The sequence below is a fragment of the Shimazuella sp. NTD247 genome (genome assembly GCF_059510415.1).
This window is the reverse complement of record NZ_JCAJZU010000008.1, coordinates 93,160-113,424: the sequence shown is the minus strand read 5'-3', so window position 1 is coordinate 113,424 and position 20,265 is coordinate 93,160. Positions and strand designations below refer to the sequence as shown.

At 42.0% G+C, this 20,265-nt stretch carries 24 protein-coding genes; 15 read left to right on the top strand and 9 right to left on the bottom strand.

Going from position 1 to position 20,265, the window contains the following annotated elements:
- Positions 1-10: 10 nt before the first annotated feature.
- Both AC5WOC_RS18570 and pyrB read left to right on the top strand, forming a co-directional pair.
- On the top strand, positions 11-220 hold the full coding sequence (locus AC5WOC_RS18570) for a hypothetical protein (RefSeq protein WP_496056910.1): 210 nt from the start codon (positions 11-13) through the stop codon (positions 218-220).
- A 5-nt stretch (positions 221-225) separates the two neighbouring features.
- On the top strand, positions 226-1,134 hold the full coding sequence (pyrB, locus tag AC5WOC_RS18565) for an aspartate carbamoyltransferase (protein ID WP_496056909.1): 909 nt from the start codon (positions 226-228) through the stop codon (positions 1,132-1,134).
- A gap of 87 nt (positions 1,135-1,221) precedes the next feature.
- On the opposite strand, the gene AC5WOC_RS18560 is transcribed toward pyrB, so the two are convergent.
- The 7 genes from AC5WOC_RS18560 to AC5WOC_RS18530 form a co-directional block, all read right to left on the bottom strand.
- Complete coding sequence (locus AC5WOC_RS18560) at positions 1,222-1,701, bottom strand: hypothetical protein (RefSeq protein ID WP_496056908.1); 480 nt, start codon at positions 1,699-1,701, stop codon at positions 1,222-1,224.
- Positions 1,702-1,891: 190 nt separating this feature from the next.
- Positions 1,892-2,281, bottom strand: a complete 390-nt coding sequence (locus tag AC5WOC_RS18555) for a hypothetical protein (RefSeq protein WP_496056907.1) — start codon at positions 2,279-2,281, stop codon at positions 1,892-1,894.
- A gap of 98 nt (positions 2,282-2,379) precedes the next feature.
- Positions 2,380-2,754: a hypothetical protein gene (locus tag AC5WOC_RS18550; RefSeq protein ID WP_496056906.1), complete on the bottom strand. Its 375-nt coding sequence runs from the start codon at positions 2,752-2,754 to the stop codon at positions 2,380-2,382.
- Between the two features lie 51 nt (positions 2,755-2,805).
- Positions 2,806-3,513: a FixH family protein gene (locus tag AC5WOC_RS18545; RefSeq protein WP_496056905.1), complete on the bottom strand. Its 708-nt coding sequence runs from the start codon at positions 3,511-3,513 to the stop codon at positions 2,806-2,808.
- A 130-nt stretch (positions 3,514-3,643) separates the two neighbouring features.
- Complete coding sequence (locus AC5WOC_RS18540) at positions 3,644-4,225, bottom strand: LuxR C-terminal-related transcriptional regulator (RefSeq protein WP_496056996.1); 582 nt, start codon at positions 4,223-4,225, stop codon at positions 3,644-3,646.
- A 47-nt stretch (positions 4,226-4,272) separates the two neighbouring features.
- Complete coding sequence (locus tag AC5WOC_RS18535) at positions 4,273-5,088, bottom strand: sensor histidine kinase (RefSeq protein WP_496056904.1); 816 nt, start codon at positions 5,086-5,088, stop codon at positions 4,273-4,275.
- Positions 5,089-5,204: 116 nt separating this feature from the next.
- A complete protein-coding gene (locus AC5WOC_RS18530; RefSeq protein WP_496056903.1) occupies positions 5,205-5,564 on the bottom strand; it encodes a hypothetical protein in 360 nt (119 codons plus the stop codon).
- 163 nt (positions 5,565-5,727) lie between these two features.
- Here AC5WOC_RS18530 and AC5WOC_RS18525 point away from each other — a divergent pair, with 163 nt between their 5' ends.
- The 8 genes from AC5WOC_RS18525 to AC5WOC_RS18490 all read left to right on the top strand — a co-directional run bounded on the left by AC5WOC_RS18525 (position 5,728) and on the right by AC5WOC_RS18490 (position 13,741).
- Positions 5,728-6,417 (top strand): MgtC/SapB family protein, encoded by a 690-nt coding sequence (locus tag AC5WOC_RS18525; protein WP_496056902.1) that lies wholly within the window; start codon positions 5,728-5,730, stop codon positions 6,415-6,417.
- Between the two features lie 178 nt (positions 6,418-6,595).
- The gene (locus AC5WOC_RS18520) at positions 6,596-6,916 is read left to right on the top strand and encodes a hypothetical protein (protein WP_496056901.1); all 321 of its coding nucleotides are present in this window, start codon (positions 6,596-6,598) and stop codon (positions 6,914-6,916) included.
- A gap of 264 nt (positions 6,917-7,180) precedes the next feature.
- A complete protein-coding gene (locus tag AC5WOC_RS18515; protein WP_496056900.1) occupies positions 7,181-7,849 on the top strand; it encodes a hypothetical protein in 669 nt (222 codons plus the stop codon).
- Positions 7,850-8,187: 338 nt separating this feature from the next.
- Positions 8,188-8,886 carry a hypothetical protein gene (locus tag AC5WOC_RS18510; RefSeq protein ID WP_496056899.1) on the top strand — a complete coding sequence of 233 codons (699 nt, stop codon included), beginning with the start codon at positions 8,188-8,190 and terminating at the stop codon, positions 8,884-8,886.
- A gap of 306 nt (positions 8,887-9,192) precedes the next feature.
- Complete coding sequence (locus AC5WOC_RS18505; protein WP_496056898.1) at positions 9,193-9,663, top strand: CtsR family transcriptional regulator; 471 nt, start codon at positions 9,193-9,195, stop codon at positions 9,661-9,663.
- Between the two features lie 5 nt (positions 9,664-9,668).
- Complete coding sequence (gene mcsA, locus AC5WOC_RS18500) at positions 9,669-10,193, top strand: protein-arginine kinase activator protein McsA (protein WP_496056897.1); 525 nt, start codon at positions 9,669-9,671, stop codon at positions 10,191-10,193.
- A gap of 12 nt (positions 10,194-10,205) precedes the next feature.
- Complete coding sequence (mcsB, locus tag AC5WOC_RS18495) at positions 10,206-11,279, top strand: protein-arginine kinase McsB (protein WP_496056896.1); 1,074 nt, start codon at positions 10,206-10,208, stop codon at positions 11,277-11,279.
- 20 nt (positions 11,280-11,299) lie between these two features.
- A complete protein-coding gene (locus AC5WOC_RS18490; protein ID WP_496056895.1) occupies positions 11,300-13,741 on the top strand; it encodes an ATP-dependent Clp protease ATP-binding subunit in 2,442 nt (813 codons plus the stop codon).
- A 114-nt stretch (positions 13,742-13,855) separates the two neighbouring features.
- Here the strand turns inward: AC5WOC_RS18490 and AC5WOC_RS18485 are convergent, their stop codons facing one another.
- Positions 13,856-14,143 carry a YciI family protein gene (locus AC5WOC_RS18485; protein ID WP_496056894.1) on the bottom strand — a complete coding sequence of 96 codons (288 nt, stop codon included), beginning with the start codon at positions 14,141-14,143 and terminating at the stop codon, positions 13,856-13,858.
- A gap of 120 nt (positions 14,144-14,263) precedes the next feature.
- Here AC5WOC_RS18485 and radA point away from each other — a divergent pair, with 120 nt between their 5' ends.
- The 3 genes from radA to pssA all read left to right on the top strand — a co-directional run bounded on the left by radA (position 14,264) and on the right by pssA (position 17,599).
- Positions 14,264-15,637 (top strand): DNA repair protein RadA, encoded by a 1,374-nt coding sequence (radA, locus tag AC5WOC_RS18480; protein WP_496056995.1) that lies wholly within the window; start codon positions 14,264-14,266, stop codon positions 15,635-15,637.
- Between the two features lie 4 nt (positions 15,638-15,641).
- Entirely contained in the window at positions 15,642-16,715 is a 1,074-nt protein-coding gene (gene disA, locus AC5WOC_RS18475; RefSeq protein ID WP_496056893.1) for a DNA integrity scanning diadenylate cyclase DisA, read from the top strand.
- A 179-nt stretch (positions 16,716-16,894) separates the two neighbouring features.
- Positions 16,895-17,599: a CDP-diacylglycerol--serine O-phosphatidyltransferase gene (gene pssA / locus AC5WOC_RS18470; protein WP_496056892.1), complete on the top strand. Its 705-nt coding sequence runs from the start codon at positions 16,895-16,897 to the stop codon at positions 17,597-17,599.
- A 56-nt stretch (positions 17,600-17,655) separates the two neighbouring features.
- On the opposite strand, the gene AC5WOC_RS18465 is transcribed toward pssA, so the two are convergent.
- Positions 17,656-17,970, bottom strand: a complete 315-nt coding sequence (locus AC5WOC_RS18465) for a hypothetical protein (RefSeq protein ID WP_496056891.1) — start codon at positions 17,968-17,970, stop codon at positions 17,656-17,658.
- 523 nt (positions 17,971-18,493) lie between these two features.
- Here AC5WOC_RS18465 and AC5WOC_RS18460 point away from each other — a divergent pair.
- Both AC5WOC_RS18460 and AC5WOC_RS18455 read left to right on the top strand, forming a co-directional pair.
- Positions 18,494-19,000, top strand: coding sequence for a CarD family transcriptional regulator (locus AC5WOC_RS18460; protein WP_496056994.1), 507 nt, complete (start codon positions 18,494-18,496; stop codon positions 18,998-19,000).
- Positions 19,001-19,160: 160 nt separating this feature from the next.
- Positions 19,161-20,261, top strand: a complete 1,101-nt coding sequence (locus tag AC5WOC_RS18455; protein ID WP_496056890.1) for a PIN/TRAM domain-containing protein — start codon at positions 19,161-19,163, stop codon at positions 20,259-20,261.
- The last annotated feature ends 4 nt before the right edge of the window (positions 20,262-20,265 follow it).

Here is a 20,265-nt window from a genome sequence, read left to right as displayed (position 1 = left end):
GATAGATAACGTGCAATTGAAGCTATTACTGCTAGGTATCTGTTCCCTGTTTTTATTTTCTTCGTCACATGTTAATGCAGCAAGTGGGGAAATTAAACTAAAGACACCATTTTTGGAGATGCAGTCAGATCGTATTGAACTAACACCCATCACTCCGAAAGTAGGACCTGGTGGCGAACCAGAAATTGTTGTTACGTTTACCAAAAACAGTGGAGGATAGCACCTATGCGACATGTTACTTCTAGTAGTCAATACACCAAGGAACAATTATATTCTTTATTTGTAGAAACTTCACGTATTAAAGAAAATCCAGGTCGTTATAGCAACGCGCTTCATGAAAAAGTGATAGCTACTTTATTTTTTGAACCGAGTACACGTACTCGGCTTTCTTTTGAGTCCGCTATTCAACGACTTGGTGCAAGCCTTATCAGCACAGAAAATGCAAGGGAAGCTTCTTCCTCTGTGAAAGGTGAAAGTTTAGCAGATACCATCCGCATCGTAGAAGGCTATGTTGACGCAATTGTAATGCGCCACCAAGAAAATGATGCTGCTGATCAGGCGAGTAAAATTGCAGCTGTGCCAATCATCAATGCGGGGGGTGGTTCTGGAGAGCATCCCACCCAGTCACTGCTCGATTGTTATACCATTTTTGAGAGACGTAATTCGCTGGATAGTTTAGCGATTGCGGTAATCGGAGATTTACGCTATGGGCGTACTGTTCATTCGCTGGTGAAAATGCTGTCTTTGTTTGATGGATTGACTGTGTATGGTGTTAGTCTTCCAGGATTGGAATTGCATGATGACTATATTCATTATATTGAAGTTCATGGCGGGCGGTTTGTCGCCTGTTCGTCTTTGGAAGAGGTCCCGCCTGACGCAGATGTACTCTATCAAACAAGAACACAGCGAGAAAGAATGTCTGCAAAAGAAGGAGAAGTACAGGAAATTGTTATCAATAAAGAGGTTCTAAGTCGTTTTTCTGAGGAAACCATTGTTCTGCATCCACTGCCTCGTAATCAAGAGATTGCAACAGAAGTAGATGAGGATCCAAGAGCGCTTTATTTTGAACAAGCCAAAAATGGTATGTGGGTAAGAATGGCATTGTTAAAGGATTTATTGACAGAGCGTCACTAACAAAAGTTAGTGGCTTTTTACATGCGTGTGCCCGCTGGCCGAAAGGATTTACCTTATGGCAGCGGGCACGTGCATCTCTCTTACGCCTCAGAAACTGAAGCCAAGCATGTGGTGGGAGATGGATTCATCGCATCCGAAAAACCCTTCATGGGAATGACGAATCGAAAGCTTTGAGTTGTTGATGAGTTCCTCATCCTCTTTCTGCGCTTGTTCGATTCGCTGGATTTCGGCTTCTACCCAGAGGGAAGGCCGCTTCAGCTCGTACTTCTTGAGCTGGTCCAGCAGTTTCCGCATGAAGTGAAGGACATCCAGGTACATATCGAACGGCACTTCAAGCTCGTAGAACTCCGTGCTGTCCAGACTCCGGAACCGGTACTTACGGTCCCCGAAGAGCTCAGGGTTCTTCCGAGTCTCTCGCTCCTGACCGCGGTAGTCTCGCAGGATTGCAGCCTGAAGCCGGCGGAACTCCTTCTGGAGGTTACGGGTGTTGTATCCAGCGCGCTTGAGTCGCTGGAGCGCCCACCGGGTCCAGTAGTTCCAGTCATTGATGTTGTGATCGTAGTCCATTTTCCTTCTCCGTCAGAGAGACACTGTTCCTTGCATATATTATAATGTTTTTGGCTGAATGTGTATATTAAAATACTTTTGCCTTGCAGAAGTGAACGCATTTAAAAATATTAGGATCATGAGATTTTGTAAATAAATCTTATTAAAAATACAGTTGGCTGGCTTCCGCTTATGGAAGCCAGCCAGTTTCTCATCCCTTTGCGTTTTTCAAGTACTCGATGATATCCTTGATCTTCGTCACAACAGGTTCAAGCTTCCAGTACAATGCTCGCAGTTCATCGATCTTCTGCTGTTTGTTGTTATCCGGATGACGTGGTGCTGAATCGAAATAGATCTGGACTGTCATCCCATTAACCTTGTAAGCTTCAATCGCCTTCTTCTGTTTATCGAGCTTCTGTTCAATCGTTGTACACAGCTTGTTCAGAGTCTCTCGGACAGATTTAACATCCTTATTTTTATTATTAGGATTGCAGAAGTCACTTAGTTCCTTAGGCAATGTACCAAGTACTTTGTCATCCCAATCCCTTGACAGATCACTCAAAGTATCAAGAGCGAGCTCAAGTGCGTATTCCGGGTTCATGTTTTCTCCAAACGAGAAGGGATGTATCTTTTTGATTTTATCATACAGTAAAGCGAATCCCCACTAGAAATCATTCATATTTCTAGTGGGGATATATACTAATTTGGAAGTGCTTTAAGAGCTACTGTGCTCTCGCTAGAGATTTTGTCTTGTTTTCGATAAGCCTCAACCCACAATTGAATTTTCTTTGATTGGATTTTGCTAGGTTCTATATCTGATTTTAGATCAGCTACTGGAATACCGGCTTTGGACAGATCTTTTATTAGTTCCTGGATTTTCCCATCAGCAGTTTTAATCAGCTGATTTAGACAGGCTTTGGCTTTGGTAATTTGTGTATTTGTTAATGCTTCATGTGGTCGCCTCATCAGTTGATCACGTATCGCTTCGAGGTCGTCGGGGAGTCGAAAGAGTACCAACATGAGGTCAGTAAGGGCTTCACAAAGTTTTTCATTTGGCTGGTAAAAGCGGCCCATAATTTTCTCCAAACTAGTATGAACGATCCTCTCTACAGTCTAGCATAGGAACTATTTTACAACTAGGCTCTGTTCCTTATGCTCGTGAATTTTCCCTTTTTCCACATGCAGTTTAATATGATATGTTCCAGATGTTTTGAAATGATAGGTACTGTAATATTCGCCGGGGTTGATTTCGGCAACATCGGTATAATCATGATTGTTTTCTCCATCTTTCCAGACCTCAAATTCGACATTTGCAGCAGTAAGTGGCTTATTGTTTTGGACAACATGACCGAGTAATTTTGTTTCTTGTCCACTTTTGGCATTGGATGGAAGCTGGATATGCAGGTAAACTCCATTCTCATTCATCGTGTGTTCATGCTGGCTGTTGTGTTTCTCTGCGATGGTAAATGTTTTGGAGATCATTTGATGAACTTGAGGGGTAGTTGCATGAACAATGACATTGTAAGTGCCTGCAATCGGATATGTATTGGTGATGGTATATGTTCCTTCTCCTGTGCGTTTCGTTTTTACCATCGAGTGGTTTTTGGAATTTCCATTCCAGATTTCAAACTCAACCTCAGCATCATTCACAGGTTTACTATCTCCAATAACTTTTGCTGAAAGAGTTACAGGTTTATTTGGTGTGGGATTGCTAGGCCCGACAGCAAAGGTAAGAGAAATGTTTTTTGGCGCAGAAGTAGGGGCAGGAGCCTTAGTGGAACAACCTCCCAGAAGAACGATGAGTGATAGGAAAAACCAGCTAATTTTTTTCAACGTGAGCAAACTCCTTTGTTTTCATCCTATTTCGTGCTTTATTTGTGTTTGTAATTGGAAACTCTTCCACTTCATTATAGAAAATACTTACAGATGAAATCGATGGCTCCTTTGGGCTATTTCTATGTACTTATTCCATAAACCCTTGTTCATAGGCATATCTAGTCAATTGAACTCGATTGTTGAGATGGAGTTTTTGCATAATATTTTTTAAATGATTTTTTACGGTGTGTTCAGAGATGATCAATTCGGTTGCAATTTCGCGATTGCTCAACCCTTGAGCTACTCTTGTTAAAATTTCTTGTTCTCTTGGAGTGAGTATTGTATTTTCGGGTGATTTTGTTTCTGTAAATTCTGCTAAAATACGATTAGCAATCGCTTGTGGCATAGGGGCAGAGTCCGTAGCTAGTGCATGTAAGTAGCTTAACCATATCGATGGATTTAAATTTTTAACTAAATATCCTTGCGCACCATTTTTAATCGCTTCAAATAAGTTGGTGACATCATCAGATACTGTGACCATAACGATTTTCACATAGGGAAACCTTTCCTTTACCAAACGTGTTGCTTCTAGTCCATTGAGGATGGGCATATTTATATCCATCAAGATCATGTCAGGCATCAACTGTTCCGTCAGTTCTAAGATTTCATTGCCTTTTGTTGCTTCTCCAACGATCGTAAAGCGGTCATCTTCTGCTAAAATCATGCGCATTGCTTTTCTTGCATGTTCGTGATCATCACAAAGCAAAATTCGATAGCTCAATCCATTCTCCCTCCCTTTGTGATTTGAATTGCTGTTTTATGGGGCTTTTGGATGATCGAGAAGGTTGCCCCACATTCTACAGCCCGTTCTTTCATCATCCGTAATCCAAACCGATTTGGATTATCTAACTCATTCTCTTTAAAGCCAGTACCATTATCGGTAATGGTGAGGGACCAAGCTTTTGGATTCGATAGGAGCGTTACCATTACTTTTGTCGCATGTGCATGCTTACGAATATTCGTTAATGCTTCATTCGTACAAGCAATAATTTCCCAAGCCTCTTTCTGGGTGAAATGTTCATCTTGGAATGTAGCGCGATATTCTGTCGATATACCTGTGTTCAATCGGTATTGCTCAATACTTGTATTCATTTGTGCAGATAAGGAAAGTTGTGATTCTGTTTTCAGCGTGTGAATGGAGCGTCTTACATATTCTTGGATATGATGCAAACTATGCTGAAGTTCTCTCCATTCTTCATGGGGAGCAATCGATTTTAGTTTTTCAACTTGGACAGAAGAAAGAAAAAGCGTTTGAGCGATACCGTCATGGAGCTCTCTAGCTATTCTTTCTCTTTCTGCCATTAATTGCGTGCTCTCTTTTTCTTGTTTCAAGGCCTGTTGCAGGCTTTCATATGCTTGAAATAAAGGATTGACAAGTGTGATCGTCACTAGAAAAACAATCAAAGGAGATAGCCAGTTGCCTAACTCCATCGATATATGTGGGAGCAGGATTGTGTGACGAAGATATTCCCATAAACCTATCGTTAATGTAGGTATGGCGAGAATCAGCCATTTGATTTGTTTTGGGGACATACAGATTACCGCCTCTTTGCTAGATTCCACATCTCATCATAACGAACTTTTTTGGCTTGGACAACGTCGACGACCGGATACCTCGATAGATATCCGGTCGTAAGTTTGATCTTTTGTTATACGACTACAAGTTTTCTTTCTACCAGCCAATTTTTGAAGTGACTGAGTGCCTTGCTCAGCTGTCGGTATAGATAGAAGTCATTCGATTTGCTCCACCTCTCGTTCCACCACAATCTCTCACTTGTGGTATGTGCAATGGGATACCTTGGTTCGAGGAAAAACGGAATTTTGTTTTTCTCTGGGACGCTGCTCCGCCTATTGAGATAAGCGATTGCATCGTCTAGTTCTGTCGTGGTGGTAAACGGGTCATGAAATTGAAGCTTCTCATAGACCGAAGCGAGCACAGGCGGCAATCCTCTGCTAAAAGGACCGCCACGTGGATTTTGCAGCTGCTCGAACAGAGAAATAGCGTCCATTTGATCAAACTCTTCCATCAGATGTGGAATATTTACTATCAGTATACTGAAATGCGATATAAATCGGAAGAAATAGATGTAAATTATTTCGCGTAAAAAATCCCAATTATGTATAATAAAATGCTATATTAGGGTAATTGTATAGTGAGGAGGTGGGTCAGCGATGAATGATATTTTGCATCCGAGTTATTGGGTTTTGACGGAGCGATTATTTATGGCAGCTCTGATGGGTGGATTGATTGGCTGGGAACGGGAACTAAATCATTCTCCAGCTGGATTTCGCACACATATTTTAGTTTCCGTAGGGTCTTCCCTTATTATGCTTATTTCCATTTATGGTTTTGCTGATTTTGTTCAATTACAACACTTTACCTTTGACCCATCTCGTATCAGTGCCCAAGTGGTTAGCGGGATTGGTTTTTTAGGAGCGGGAACTATTTTGCGTCAGGGGGTTACGGTAAGCGGGTTAACAACGGCTGCTTCTTTATGGGTTGTTGCGGCTGTCGGGCTTTCTACTGGTGCAGGCTACTATTTTCCGGCTATTATTACGACAGTGATTGTATTTGTTGGGTTAATTATTAGAAGGCAATTGGACCGTATTTTTTGGAATAAACGAACAAGGGCAGTGCTGGAAGTTTGGATCGAAACCGAATCGACCAATTTAAGCGAATTAGTAGCGATTATTGGGAAGAGCAAAACGGTCTCCATCAAAAAGCTGCGGATTGAAGAAGACCAACACGATGAATCAAAAATTACCTTTACTATAAAGATGAAAGGCGAAAGTTTTGATGCAAAATTATTGGAGGAACTCCAGCAGGTAGAGGGCATTAATCGGGTAGAGCATATATATTGAATAGGAAATTTATCCAAAGATAAAGTGGATTCTTTTTGTATTTTTACTATACAAAAGGAAACAAAAATTGGTTAATTGCATGGAATTTTGCAGTTATTCGTTTAGACGCATTGACAGAGGCAACGGAATGTAATAGTTTTAAGGTACATTTACCCGCTTTACAGGAAAGGCAAAACCCATGTCTCTCATCGACGTCCAGGCTTCTCGTGCCCGCAGCCGTGGCAAGTACGGTGTGCAGGTTGGAGAGAACCTGTCGATGCACCAGCTGGGGCTGAACCGGAAGAAGCTGCTGGATCAGGCAGCTCAGTACCGTCGCACCCATGGTGTTCGTCGCCCGATCACCAACGGTCACCCGGTCGCCGCCCGGCGCGTCGTGCCGAACGATGTCCCGCGCGTGACTCCCAAGGCTCACCGCCGTCCGATCGAGCAGGCACCGGCGAACGGCATCAAGCCGGGGCAGCTCGCGCTGCTGGAGGGACTGAGGGCAAGCCTCGCCTGAACCCTATCCTTCTCCTCACGAGGGAGAGTGGATCGCCCGTGACTGAATTTTTATTCATTCCCGGGCGCCAGAATATGATTATTTTAATATAGATCGAAAAGCTGATACCGTGGTGTCAGCTTTTTTGGTATATGAGAAAAGGAATAGGATATAAAATCATATTATTTTACTATTTTCAGTATTGAAACGAATTGATTGATTAGGTAGGATAGAGATACATCGACCGTTGTGCCTGAGGCACACATAGTTTGTAGGAGTACCACCATGTCTGCTGTCACCACCGAGAAGCCCGTCGCTTCCCAGCGTCGTCAGCCCGTTACCAGCCGTGAGAAGCTGGCACAGCTGCTCGCGAACAAGGAGCATCTGTACCCGTTCGAGATGAAGCTGATCGTCAACTACTACCCCGACCTCGTGGGTGAGAAGCAGCTCGCTGCCTTCAAGAAGGCCATCGAGCGGGAGTTCCTGCGCCGCAAGCTCACCGAGGGTCTGCACGTGACCTTCGAGCAGGCCGAGCTGATCCTCACGAAGTACCGGCACATCGCCACGGAGGAGCAGCTGGCGGAGCTCCAGCAGAAGCTGGAGAACCGACCGAAGCGGCTCCCCCAGAAGCGCGCTGACGAGCTGGTCATGAAGATCAAGCTCGGCGTCGAGCTGACCGCAGAGGACGAGGCCGACATCGAGCTGCACCCGGGTCTCCAGAAGCTCAAGGAGAAGTTCGCCGTTCCGACGGTCTACTCCTCCCGCTCGACGAGCCGCGGTTCCCAGCGGAGTGCGCGTACTCCCGAGGAGCTGCAGTCTGCTGCCGACAAGCGTGCTGCCGAGGAGAAGAAGGCTGCCCGGCTCGCCGCCCAGCTGAAGAAGAGGAACGAGCGCAAGGAGCGGGACCGTGCCCGTACGGCTGCCACCAAGGGTGGCGGCAAGGGGAAGAAGTAGTAATTCTCCACGCCTCAGGCGGTCGATCCCCCCTGTGCTTTAACAGGTACAGGGGGGACCCGGACAATTCTATGCTCCTAGGAGTAAAGTGTTGTCCCCGTCCGATTATAATGAAATGTTTATATAGATGTAGTAATAAGCGTTGGATGAGGAGAAGTTTTCTCTATCCAGCGTTTTTTATTGTTTTGGAGATCGATTTTAGCGTTCGTCACGGCACAAATTATTTGATTTTTCCACTTGTTTATTGAATATATAAAGTCATTATTGTACCATTGAGTTACATCGACCGTTGTGTCTAGTCTAATGGCACATGAGAAGTTAAGAGGAGAATCCTCATAATGTCTGTTGTTTCGAATGAAAAGGTTGCAAAGCGTCCCACCATCACTCGCGAAGATGTGCGGAAGAAGCTCGAAGACAAGGGGCATCTGACCATCCGTGAGATGAAGCTGGTCAAGCAGGAGTACGACAAGCACTTCAGCGACATCGTGTCCGCCAAGCAGCTCGCTTTCTTCGAAAAGAAGATCGAGAAGAACTACCTCCAGTACCGGATTCGGGAAGGTCTGAGCCTGTATGACGCGCAGATCGTGCTGATCTGCGAGAAGTACAAGGACATCATCCCCAAGGACAAGCTGGAGGAGTTCCGCCAGCGCTACGAGGAGATCCAGGCGAACAGGCTGCCTCAGGATGTCTTTGAGAGTCTGCTGGGAAAGCTCAAGCAGCGCGGCAGCCTTCCCTCCTTCTCCGAGCAGGAGATGAAGATCATCGAGGGGCATGCGTACCTGAAGAAGCTGCTGGATGACAAGAGGCGCTTCGGTGAGGTGCTCGACAAGATCAAGCGAGGCGGCCGAGAACTCACTGCGGATGATCTGACGTTCATCAAGGGTAACCCGTACCTCTCGGAGCGATGGGAGGAGAAGCAGCGCTTCCACGACATTCGCGCCAAGATTGAGTGTGGCTACGATCTGGATGCAGAGGACGACGAATTCGTCAAGAACAACTCGTTCCTCAAGCGTCTCCAGGAACAGTACAACTTCTGACCAAAGGAGTCCTCTCAGGCGGTCGATCCCCTCCTGTGCTAACAAGCATAGGAGGGGACCTGGACAATTCTAAACTTCTTTGGAGTGCAGTATTGTCCCCGTCCGAATATAATGAAATATTTCATAGATGAAAAAAGCTAACAAGTAATAAGTTAGCTTTTTTGTTATATCCCTCACATATGATTTCCCTTGTATATTTGTCCAAAATGTAACCGAAAATAAGAAAAAGCATTGCCATTTTGCTTCGATGGTGTATAATAATAACAGAAGGTCAAAGTTAGTCAAAGTCAGCAAGGGGGTGTCCGTGTGGGGAATATTTCGGACATCATCGAAAAATATCTACAACAGATGTTAGCAGCTAGTGACAACGGGATAGTAGAGATCAAGCGAAGTGAGTTAGCGGATGAATTTCAATGTGTTCCTTCGCAAATCAACTACGTGATCAGTACACGATTTACCGTGGAAAAAGGGTACTTGGTGGAAAGTAAACGTGGTGGAGGAGGATTTATTCGAATTCGTCGTGCAAGACTGCATTCCCGAAAAGAATATTTTGCGGATCTATTGCTTCATATTGGGGAAACAATCCCTCAAACAACTGCCGAACATGTGATTAGTCGGCTTGTTGAAGATCAATTGTTGACTGATCGTGAAGCGATTTTGATCAAAAATATTATTTCCCGGGAAACGCTGCAGCTTCCTCTACCCATTCGTGATGAACTGAGAGCCCGTGTGTTGCGGTCGATGGTATCCATTCTGTTTGGAAGGTTAGGAGGGTGATTAGCTTGCTTTGTCCTGAGTGTGGAAAACGTCCAGCAACACTTCATTTTACTAAAATTATAAATGGAGAGAAGACAGAAGCACATTTGTGCGAAGTTTGCGCACAGGAAAAAGGCGAGTATATGCCTGGATTTGACAATGGCTTCTCGTTTCATAACTTGTTATCTGGTTTATTGAATTTTGATATGGTAGAAAGTGAATCTCCCACCAGCATTGCACAACAAAAGACAGTTCCAAGATGTGCAACATGTGGGTTAACGTATAATCAATTTAGTAAGATAGGGCGGTTTGGCTGTAGCGATTGCTTTGAAACATTTCGAGACCGCTTAGATCCGCTTCTTCGTCGCATACATGGATCGACAACTCACCAAGGGAAAATCCCAGAACGTACTAAAGGAGAGTTGAAGATTAGGCGTGACTTAGAAAAACTTCGCGAACAGCTTGCAAGAGCAGTTGAAGCAGAAGAATTTGAAACAGCAGCACAACTTCGAGATCAAGTTCGTTCCTTGCAGGAACGGCTGTCGGAGTAAGGAGGCGGTATTGTGTCATTAAATCAATTTCTTGAGAATGCAATGAGTGAGTGGATGCGGGTCAAAGGTGCAGAATCAGATGTGATTTTTTCCAGCAGGGTTCGAATTGCACGGAACTTAGCCCATATGCCCTTTCCTATGCTCAGCACCGCCTCCCAATCAGAAGAAGTAATTCACTTGATTGAAGACGCATTGACGAAAGACGATGTCCCAGCAATTTTGGAAAATGCAGAGTTAATTCAGATGTCCAATCTGACAGAACTGCAAAAAAGGGTTTTGGTAGAGAAACATTTGATCAGTCCGCATTTAGCAGAAGAATCGACGTCTGGTGCTGTGCTGTTTAGCCAAGATGAATCAGTAAGTATCATGGTGAACGAAGAAGATCACATTCGAATTCAATGTCTCTTTCCAGGCTTTCAATTAGAGAAAGCATGGCAGTTGGCATCTCAAATAGATGATTGGTTAGAAAAACATGTTTCCTTTGCTTTTGATGAACAGTGTGGATACTTAACAAGTTGCCCTACAAACGTGGGTACAGGTATACGAGCATCCGTAATGATTCATTTACCTGCACTTGCTTTAACTGGACAGTTAAATCGTTTTATCCCAGCGATTACCCAAGTAGGACTCGCGGTTCGAGGGATTTATGGGGAAGGCAGTGAAGCATTAGGTAATTTGTATCAAGTTTCTAACCAAGTAACATTAGGACAGTCGGAAGTCGAAATTATTAACAAGTTGCAAGGTGTCGTCCACCAAATGATCGATCATGAGAAACAGGCTCGGGAACACCTTCTTGGAATGTCCCAGATTCAATTGGAAGATAGAGTAACACGTTCATTTGGAATCTTAGCCCATGCACGCATTATTGATTCCAAAGAAGCGATGAAAAGGTTGTCGGATGTGCGTCTGGGAATTGACTTAGAATTAATACGAGATGTTCCTTCTTCTGTGATGAATGAGCTGATGGTGCTTATTCAACCAGGTTTTCTTCAACAATATGCTGGTGAGAAATTGGGTGCAGAAGAACGAGATGTTAGGCGCGCTGAGCTCATTCGTGAAAGATTTGGAATGGAAAAAGATAGATAAAAAAGAAGAGGTGAAGCGATATGATGTTCGGACGATTTACAGAACGAGCTCAAAAAGTACTCTCTTTGGCACAAGAAGAAGCAGTTCGTCTTGGTCATACCAATATTGGCACGGAACATATTTTATTGGGATTGATCCGCGAAGGAGACGGAATTGCTGCTAAAGCCTTGGTGGCACTTGGGCTTGGTATGGAAAAAATCCAAAAAGAAGTGGAAACACTAATCGGACGTGGAAGTGGTCAGCCTACTAGTATCGCTTATACACCAAGAGCGAAAAAAGTAATCGAATTGTCGATGGATGAAGCGAGAAAACTCGGTCATACGTATGTTGGTACAGAACATATTCTTCTAGGTTTAATTCGTGAAGGAGAAGGAGTAGCAGCAAGAGTTTTAAATAACCTTGGTGTAAGTCTGAACAAAGCACGTGGGCAAGTACTTCAATTGCTTGGAAGCACAGAAACAGTTTCCTCACATCAAGGAGGTACACAAATGAGTGCCAATACACCAACATTGGACAGTCTGGCTCGTGATTTAACGCAGTCAGCGAAAGAGAGCAACTTGGACCCTGTCATCGGCAGAAGCAAAGAAATTGAACGTGTGATCCAAGTATTATCTCGTCGTACGAAAAACAATCCAGTATTGATCGGGGAGCCTGGTGTAGGGAAAACTGCAGTGGCAGAAGGTTTAGCACAGCGAATTGTTGAGGGGGATATTCCTGAAACCCTTCGCGGCAAACGCGTGATGACACTTGATATGGGTACGGTGGTCGCTGGAACCAAATATCGTGGGGAATTCGAAGATCGATTGAAAAAAATTATGGATGAGATTCGTCAAGCAGGCAATATCATACTGTTTATTGATGAATTGCATACATTGATCGGTGCAGGCGGAGCAGAAGGTGCCATTGATGCTTCTAATATCTTAAAACCGGCATTGGCTCGTGGAGAATTGCAGTGCGTAGGAGCAACAACGCTCGATGAGTATCGAAAATATATTGAAAAAGATGCAGCATTAGAACGTCGTTTCCAGCCAATTACGGTCGATGAGCCATCGAAAGAAGAAGCAATATTAATCTTGCAGGGACTCCGTGATCGCTATGAAGCGCACCATCGTGTAAAAATTACAGATGAAGCGATTAAACAAGCAGTAAAACTTTCTGACCGTTATATCACTGACCGTTACTTACCTGATAAAGCAATTGATTTGATTGATGAAGCAGCATCAAAAGTAAGACTTTCCTCCTACACTGTTCCACCCGAATTAAAAGAGTTGGAACAAAAAATGGAAGAAGTAAAAAAAGAAAAAGATGCAGCAGTACAGAGTCAAGAATTTGAAAAAGCAGCATCATTGAGAGATAAAGAACAAAAACTGCGTGAAGAACTGGAAACAACGAGAAATCGTTGGAGGCAAGACCAAGGTAAAACCGACTCTGCGGTTACAGCAGAAGATGTAGCTGATGTAGTAGCGAGCTGGACTGGAATTCCAGTTGTGAAGCTGGCTGAAGAAGAAACAGAGAGACTTCTGAAAATGGAAGAAATTTTGCATAACCGAGTGATTGGTCAAGAAGAAGCAGTTGTCTCAGTTGCTCGTGCCATTCGCCGAGCTCGTGCAGGATTAAAAGATCCAAAGCGTCCAATCGGTTCCTTTATCTTCCTAGGACCTACCGGTGTCGGAAAAACAGAGTTGGCTAGAGCCTTAGCGGAGTCTATGTTCGGAGATGAAGATGCGATGATTCGTATTGACATGTCCGAGTATATGGAAAAACACTCTACAAGTCGTTTGGTTGGTTCTCCTCCCGGATACGTGGGATATGATGAAGGTGGCCAATTGACCGAAAAAGTTCGTCGGAAACCTTACTCTGTAGTATTGTTTGACGAAATTGAGAAAGCCCACCCAGAAGTATTTAACGTACTGCTCCAAGTATTAGAAGATGGTCGTTTGACAGATAGTAAGGGTCGTACGGTAGATTTCCGTAATACGATTATCATTATGACCTCTAATGTGGGGGCTTCTACAATTGGCAAAAATACAAAACTCGGCTTTACTGTTGGGGATAACAGTAAAGATGAATACGAACGGATGAAACAAAATGTCATGGAAGAGCTGAAAAAGAGCTTCCGTCCAGAGTTTCTAAACCGTATCGATGATGTAATTGTCTTCCATTCCTTAAAAGAAGAGCATCTCAGCGAAATTGTTACCTTAATGTCAGAAGAATTAAGAAAACGCCTTGCAGAACAAAATATTCATGTAACAATGACGCCAGAAGCTACCAAACATCTAGCAAAAGAAGGATTTGATCCAGCTTATGGGGCTCGACCGCTGAGACGGGCAATTCAAAAACATGTGGAAGATCGCTTATCAGAAGAATTACTCAGAGGAAATATCGTTCGTGGTGACCATGTGACGATTGACTTAAAAGACAATGAACTTGTAGTAGAAAAGGCAAATGTAAGTACCACATAAAAAAAGCGGCATCGGCCGCTTTTTTATGTTTTACTGCGTTGGAGTGCTGAAAAACATATCCCAATATGTTAAATTAATAAGGTAATCATATTTTTAATAATGATAGTATTTTTATTATAAATATAGGTTGGCGAATTTAGTATCATATTTCACTGGATTAAATTCTAATACTTCATATGTGGCTAAGTCCAGTGTATAGAATGGGTCTTTTGAAATAATTTCTTCCACTTCTTCTTTTTCATTTGTTGCAAATAGTATAATGCCGCCAGATTTATCAACTTTTGGCCCGGAAAAAATCAGTTTCCCCGATTGATATAATGTATCCAAGTAAGAACGATGAGCTTCTACATGAAGTTGGATGACATCATAAGGTCTTTGATAGTGTAAATGTGCAAGAAACAAGTCTGATTCCTCCTTTTTCTATACTATAGTTTATCGTATTCCGAGATTTTTTGACAAGCATCATGTACGTTTGGTGTATTTGCTATAATGGTTAACAAAAGATGGAATCGAGGAATGAATTTGGCAAAAAGTAAGAGTATATTTGTCTGTGGTGAGTGCGGCTATGAATTACCGAAATGGATGGGAAGATGTCCAGGCTGTGGAGTATGGAATAGTTTAGTTGAGGAAAAAGTGATTACTGGGGGTAATAAACAGGCTGTAAATCGAAATACAAAAAAGCTAAAAGAAAAAGCAGTCCCGATTACCAAAGTAGAAAAATTAGAAACTCCTCGTTACGATACAAAAATGAGAGAATTAAATCGTGTGCTTGGCGGAGGGCTCGTACCTGGTTCGCTCGTATTAGTTGGAGGAGATCCGGGAATTGGTAAATCAACGCTATTGCTTCAATCAACTCATTTATTAGCAGATAGTGGAATGGCTGTACTTTATGTATCTGGTGAAGAGTCGATGGAACAAATTCGATTGCGTGCAGAACGTCTAGAGGCGTTGTCAGATCAATTGTTTATTGCAGCAGAGACAGATTTACTAGCAATCGAAACATTAATTGACGAGACTTCTCCGCAACTAGTTGTCATTGATTCAATTCAGACAATGTTTCATCCAGAAATAACTTCTGCACCAGGAAGTGTATCACAAGTACGAGAATGCACGAGTCAATTGATGCGTTTGGCAAAAGAAAAGCGAGTATCGATCATTATTGTGGGGCATGTTACGAAAGCGGGAGCCTTAGCAGGTCCTAGAATGCTTGAACATATGGTTGATTGCGTTCTTTATTTTGAAGGAGAACGTCATCATACATATCGTGTATTACGAGCGGTGAAAAATCGTTTTGGTTCAACGAATGAAATAGGTGTTTTTGAGATGAAAGAAGCAGGATTAGCCGAAGTTGGAAACCCTTCCGAACTATTTTTGGCAGGTCGGCCGATTGGTGTACCCGGTACTGCTGTAGCAGCCAGTATGGAGGGGACACGCCCTGTATTGGTTGAATTACAAGCGCTTGTTACACCCACAAGCAACGCCATCCCCAAGCGAATGGCTACAGGAGTCGATCATCATCGAGTTAGTATGATGTTAGCAGTATTAGAAAAAAGACTAGGATTTTCTCTTTATCAACAAGATGTGTATTTGAATGTGGTTGGTGGAGTAAAATTAGACGAACCAGCTATCGATTTAGCAATAGCATTGAGTCTTGCTTCCAGCTTTCGTGAGCGTCCTATCGGGGTTGATTATTTGTTTATTGGTGAAATTGGTTTGACTGGAGAAGTTCGTGGAGTCAGTCGGATTGAACAGCGTGTGGCAGAAGCATGGCAAATGGGTTTTGAACATGTTATTATTCCAGAAAAAAACATGCGTGGTTGGAATCCACCAGAAGGAATTGAACGAATTGGAGTCAAAACATTGAAAGAAGCATTGGAAGTCGCATTGGGAGGGTAAAACGTTGCGAGAGGAAAATACAGGCCATATTGATGAAATGCTGACGTTAATTGCACCAGGAACTGCTTTTCGTGAAGGTCTAGATAATATATTAGGAGCCAAGACTGGTGCACTAATCGTAATGGGTTACGACAATGCAGTTGCTGATATTGTAGATGGCGGTTTTCATATTGATTGTCCATTTTCCTCCTCTTTTTTATATGAGCTGGCAAAGATGGATGGTGCTATCATTTTATCGAATGATGGAAAACGTATATTATATGCAAATGCTCAATTGGTTCCGAGTGCTACGCTTCCTTCCACAGAGACTGGAATTCGTCATCGAACAGCCCAACGAACAGCTCGTCAAACGGGAAAACTCGTAGTTTCTATTTCTCAAAGACGTAATACGATCACTTTGTACAAAGGAACGATTCGTTATTCTTTAAAAGATATCCGTGTTATTTTGACAAAAGCAAATCAAGCAGTGCAAACATTGGAAAAGTATAAATCGGTACTTGATCAAGCAACGACGAATTTAAGTGCACTGGAATTTGAAGAGCTGGTTACCCTTGATGAAGTAACTACTGTTCTCCAACGAATGGAGATGGTTCTGCGGGTTAAACGTGAAATAGATAGTTATATTCACGAACTTGGCAATGAAGGTCGTTTGATTCGGATGCAGTTAGAGGAACTGATGGGTAATATGGAGCAAGAAGCGTACTTGCTTGTAAAAGATTATGCTATGGATGAGGAGCAATTGCGGCCTGATAAAGTTTTTTCTTCTTTGAAACAATTATCTGCAGATGATTTGCTTGATCATCAAGTAGTAGCAAAGGTAATCGGTTATCCTGGTCCCTTAAATCTTCAAGAAGAATCTGTGTCTGCTAAGGGATATCGTATTTTATCAAAAATTCCCCGTATCCCAAACAACGTTGTGCAGAAATTGGTGGAACGTTTTGAAGTGTTACCGCAGATGATGCTCGCTACCATTGAAGAGTTAGATGAAGTAGAAGGAATTGGGGCTGTTCGTGCAAGAGCAGTACACGACGGTTTGAAACGAATTCGCAGTCAAGTTTTCATTGACCGTCATCTTTGATGACTATTCAATATCAGCATGATTGTTTTTAAAATTGAATATTTTGGTGAATGCCTATAACACTTGTGGTAGAATGTCTTTATGAATTAAGATTGGATACCTATTACATCTACTACCACTTATTATTAAAAGTCAACCCCCTTGATAAACTCGGTATTTAATCTCTAGGAGGTTCCACTATGTTTGCAAGAATTTTACCCAATTTATTCACAGTGGGGAATCTATTTTTAGGTATTATGGCTATTTTATTAGCGATCAATAGCCACTGGGAATATGCAGCAATTACCGTTATTATTGGTATGCTGCTCGATGGTCTGGACGGCAGAGTAGCTCGTATGTTAAATACACAAAGTGAATTTGGAAAAGAATTGGACTCATTATCTGATGTCATAACTTTTGGTGTTTCTCCTGCAATTATTATGTATGTTTCTGTTTTAAAGTATTTTGGTCCAGAGGGATGGTTTATCACTGCGATATTTCCGATCTGTGGAGCATTACGTCTAGCACGTTTTAACGTTCAATCGAGTCCGAAAGGATATTTTATCGGGTTGCCGATTACGGCAGCAGGTGGTATTCTCGCTACCATGGCATTATATGATAAGTACGTAGACAGCCATTATATAATGGTGATAGGAATGTTATTTTTGTCTTTCTTGATGGTGAGTCAAATCAAGTATCCAGCGTTTAAAAATATGAAAGCACCAAAAGCATTTTTATGGGTCTCTGCAGTATTTATTATAGCTATCGCTATCTCTGCTATTTTTTATCCAGCCCAGTTACCTATGGTTATCTTTGTCCCCCTTGCCTTGTATGCTTTATATGGATTAAAAAAATCTTTTAACCGCAGACGGGCAAGAAAGAACGAAGAGCCGGTGGAAGATTAGACAAATAAAAACATCTCCTTGAATCGTTTAACGATGCTGGGGGTGTTTTTTTATGGTCACTCTAATTTATTTTCTCCAATCCTCAGAATACTCTCGAACTCAATAATATTGTCTTTGGCTCTTGATAAGCTAGACCGATGAATTTCCTCGGATTGTTTTATCGCATTTTGTGCTTCTTCCTGGCTTGGATACGGTCCAATCAGTTGTGGAGGAATTGGTTTTGGTGTTGGTAATTCTTCATAAACCATCAAATAAACAAAACCCGATGGTGTAAAGGAAAGTATCTCGCTCATTGCTGGAAACAGAGCAGAAGCTTCTTCTATATTTATTATTCGATAAGATTTACTGACTAGTGATGAAAATTTTCCCATGTATCCGTCTCCTTCGGAGTAGTTACTGTTGTTAACATTTCTACAAAGCACAGATAAAGTCCTACTCCCATGTGGGCGGAGGGAAAGTTTGGATTTACTGCTAAGAACCATTAAATCTAGGTACATTGAATTTTTTTTGGAATTAAAATGAAAATATTTCTTTTTAATATTAACATTGGGTGATTTTTTTGTGATTTACTTGCTTATCTACTGTTTTATACGCAAAATAGTAGTAAGCTTTTGCGACCAAAAATGATACCCCAAAATAACAGAGCAAAGAAACAGGAATTTTTACAGAGAAAAGATTGTTATTTGACATGCAAAGCAAAAACATGAAACGATATATAAGACCAATGATTTGCTGTGATTTAGTAGCAACTTATTGCAAGTCTGTCAGATGTTTCTTTTCTTTGTAAAAAAAATACGCAAAAAGCCGTTGACGCATTTTGATTAGTGTGCTAATATGTTCTGTTTCGATTGACATAGGTGCCTCTTTGTGATATCTTGGAAATAGACATTGTCTATGGAGGTGGCCCGTTTGTTCAACATAGGTGACAAGGTGGTTTACCCAATGCATGGAGCCGGCGTAATTGAGTCAATCGAAGAGAGAGAAATTTTGGGTGAACGTCAACAATATTATATTATGCGTATGCCGATCGGAGACATGAAAGTAATGGTTCCGCTCAAAAATGTAGAGTCAATAGGCTTACGTGAAGTGATTGATGATAATACGGTTGAGCTTGTTCTGCAAAGAATGAGACAGTTTGAAGATGATGAAACGACCAATTGGAACAGAAGGTTTCGAGCAAATTTAGATAAAATGAAAACTGGAGATATTTATGATGTAGCGGAAGTTGTTCGTTCTTTGATGCGTAGAGATGGAGAGAAAGGTCTTTCTACAGGAGAACGGAAAATGTTGGATAATGCAAAGCAAATTTTGATCAGTGAGTTTGTTTTAGCTCGTGATTTGGAAGAAGAGCAGGCTTTTCAACTTATTGATGGAGTTAACTCTTCCGAAGAACAGTACTGATATACTTAGCGATTTTTTATAAGTTGCATGTAAATATAAGTGAGATGGATTCTCATTTTCTTATCTCCAAAAAATAAATTTTATTCGATTTGATTATTCTGACTATCATTTGTTTATAATGATAACATCTAGAGCTGATAAGAGAGGGGGTGAAGCCCCAATGATGAAACGTATTGTGCAACTCGTTTTTGCACTTGCTGGAGGATCTGCAGGATACTATTTAGGACCGAAGTTTTTCGGGGTGCTTCTCAGGTCTCCTCTGAATTTTGGCGAAGTGCCAGCTCCTCATTTAATTGGAGCGATTCTTGGGGCAATCATTCTATTTTTGGCAGCCATGTGGTTGGCTGACCCTATTGTATCATGGATTAAATGGGTTGAGGAAAGACTAGTAAAGATTCCTGCGGCGGATGGACTTTTTGGTGCGCTTGGCCTCATCTTTGGACTTATTATTGCTTTTTTAATTCAGCAGCCATTGTCTTCACTGCCTATTCCTGGAGTGTCACGAATATTGCCTTTTGTTCTTTCTGGATTCCTAGGTTATATCGGTTTCCGAGTAGGATATAAAAAGCGTGATGAATTGATCACAGTCTTTACACTTGGAAGACAGTCTAGAGAGAAAGCTAGACAAAGAGAAAAACAAGCAGCTGCTATCCAAGAACATAAAATTTTAGATACGAGTGTTATTATCGATGGTAGAATCGCCGATATCTGTCGTACTGGATTTTTAGAAGGGACGCTTGTTATCCCCGGGTTTGTCTTGGAAGAATTACAACATATTGCCGATTCATCGGATTTATTAAAACGAAATCGTGGTCGACGTGGTTTGGATATTTTAAATAAGATTCAGAAAGAATTAGATGTAAAAGTAATGATTTACGAAGGTGACTTTGAAGATATTCAAGAAGTAGACAGCAAATTGGTCAAATTGGCCAAAGTGCTTTCTGGAAAAGTGGTAACCAACGATTTTAACTTGAATAAAGTTTGTGAACTGCAAGGTGTAAAAGTATTAAACATCAATGATTTGGCAAATGCTGTAAAACCTGTTGTCTTACCAGGTGAAGAGATTCATGTGCAAGTGATCAAAGATGGGAAAGAACATGGTCAAGGTGTTGCGTATTTAGATGATGGAACCATGATTGTCATTGAAGGTGGACGTGAATTTATCGGTGACGAGATTGATGTCCTTGTCACTAGTGTATTGCAAACATCTGCTGGTCGAATGATTTTTGCAAAGCCTAAATTATTAGAGCGTGCTCTTTAGCCCA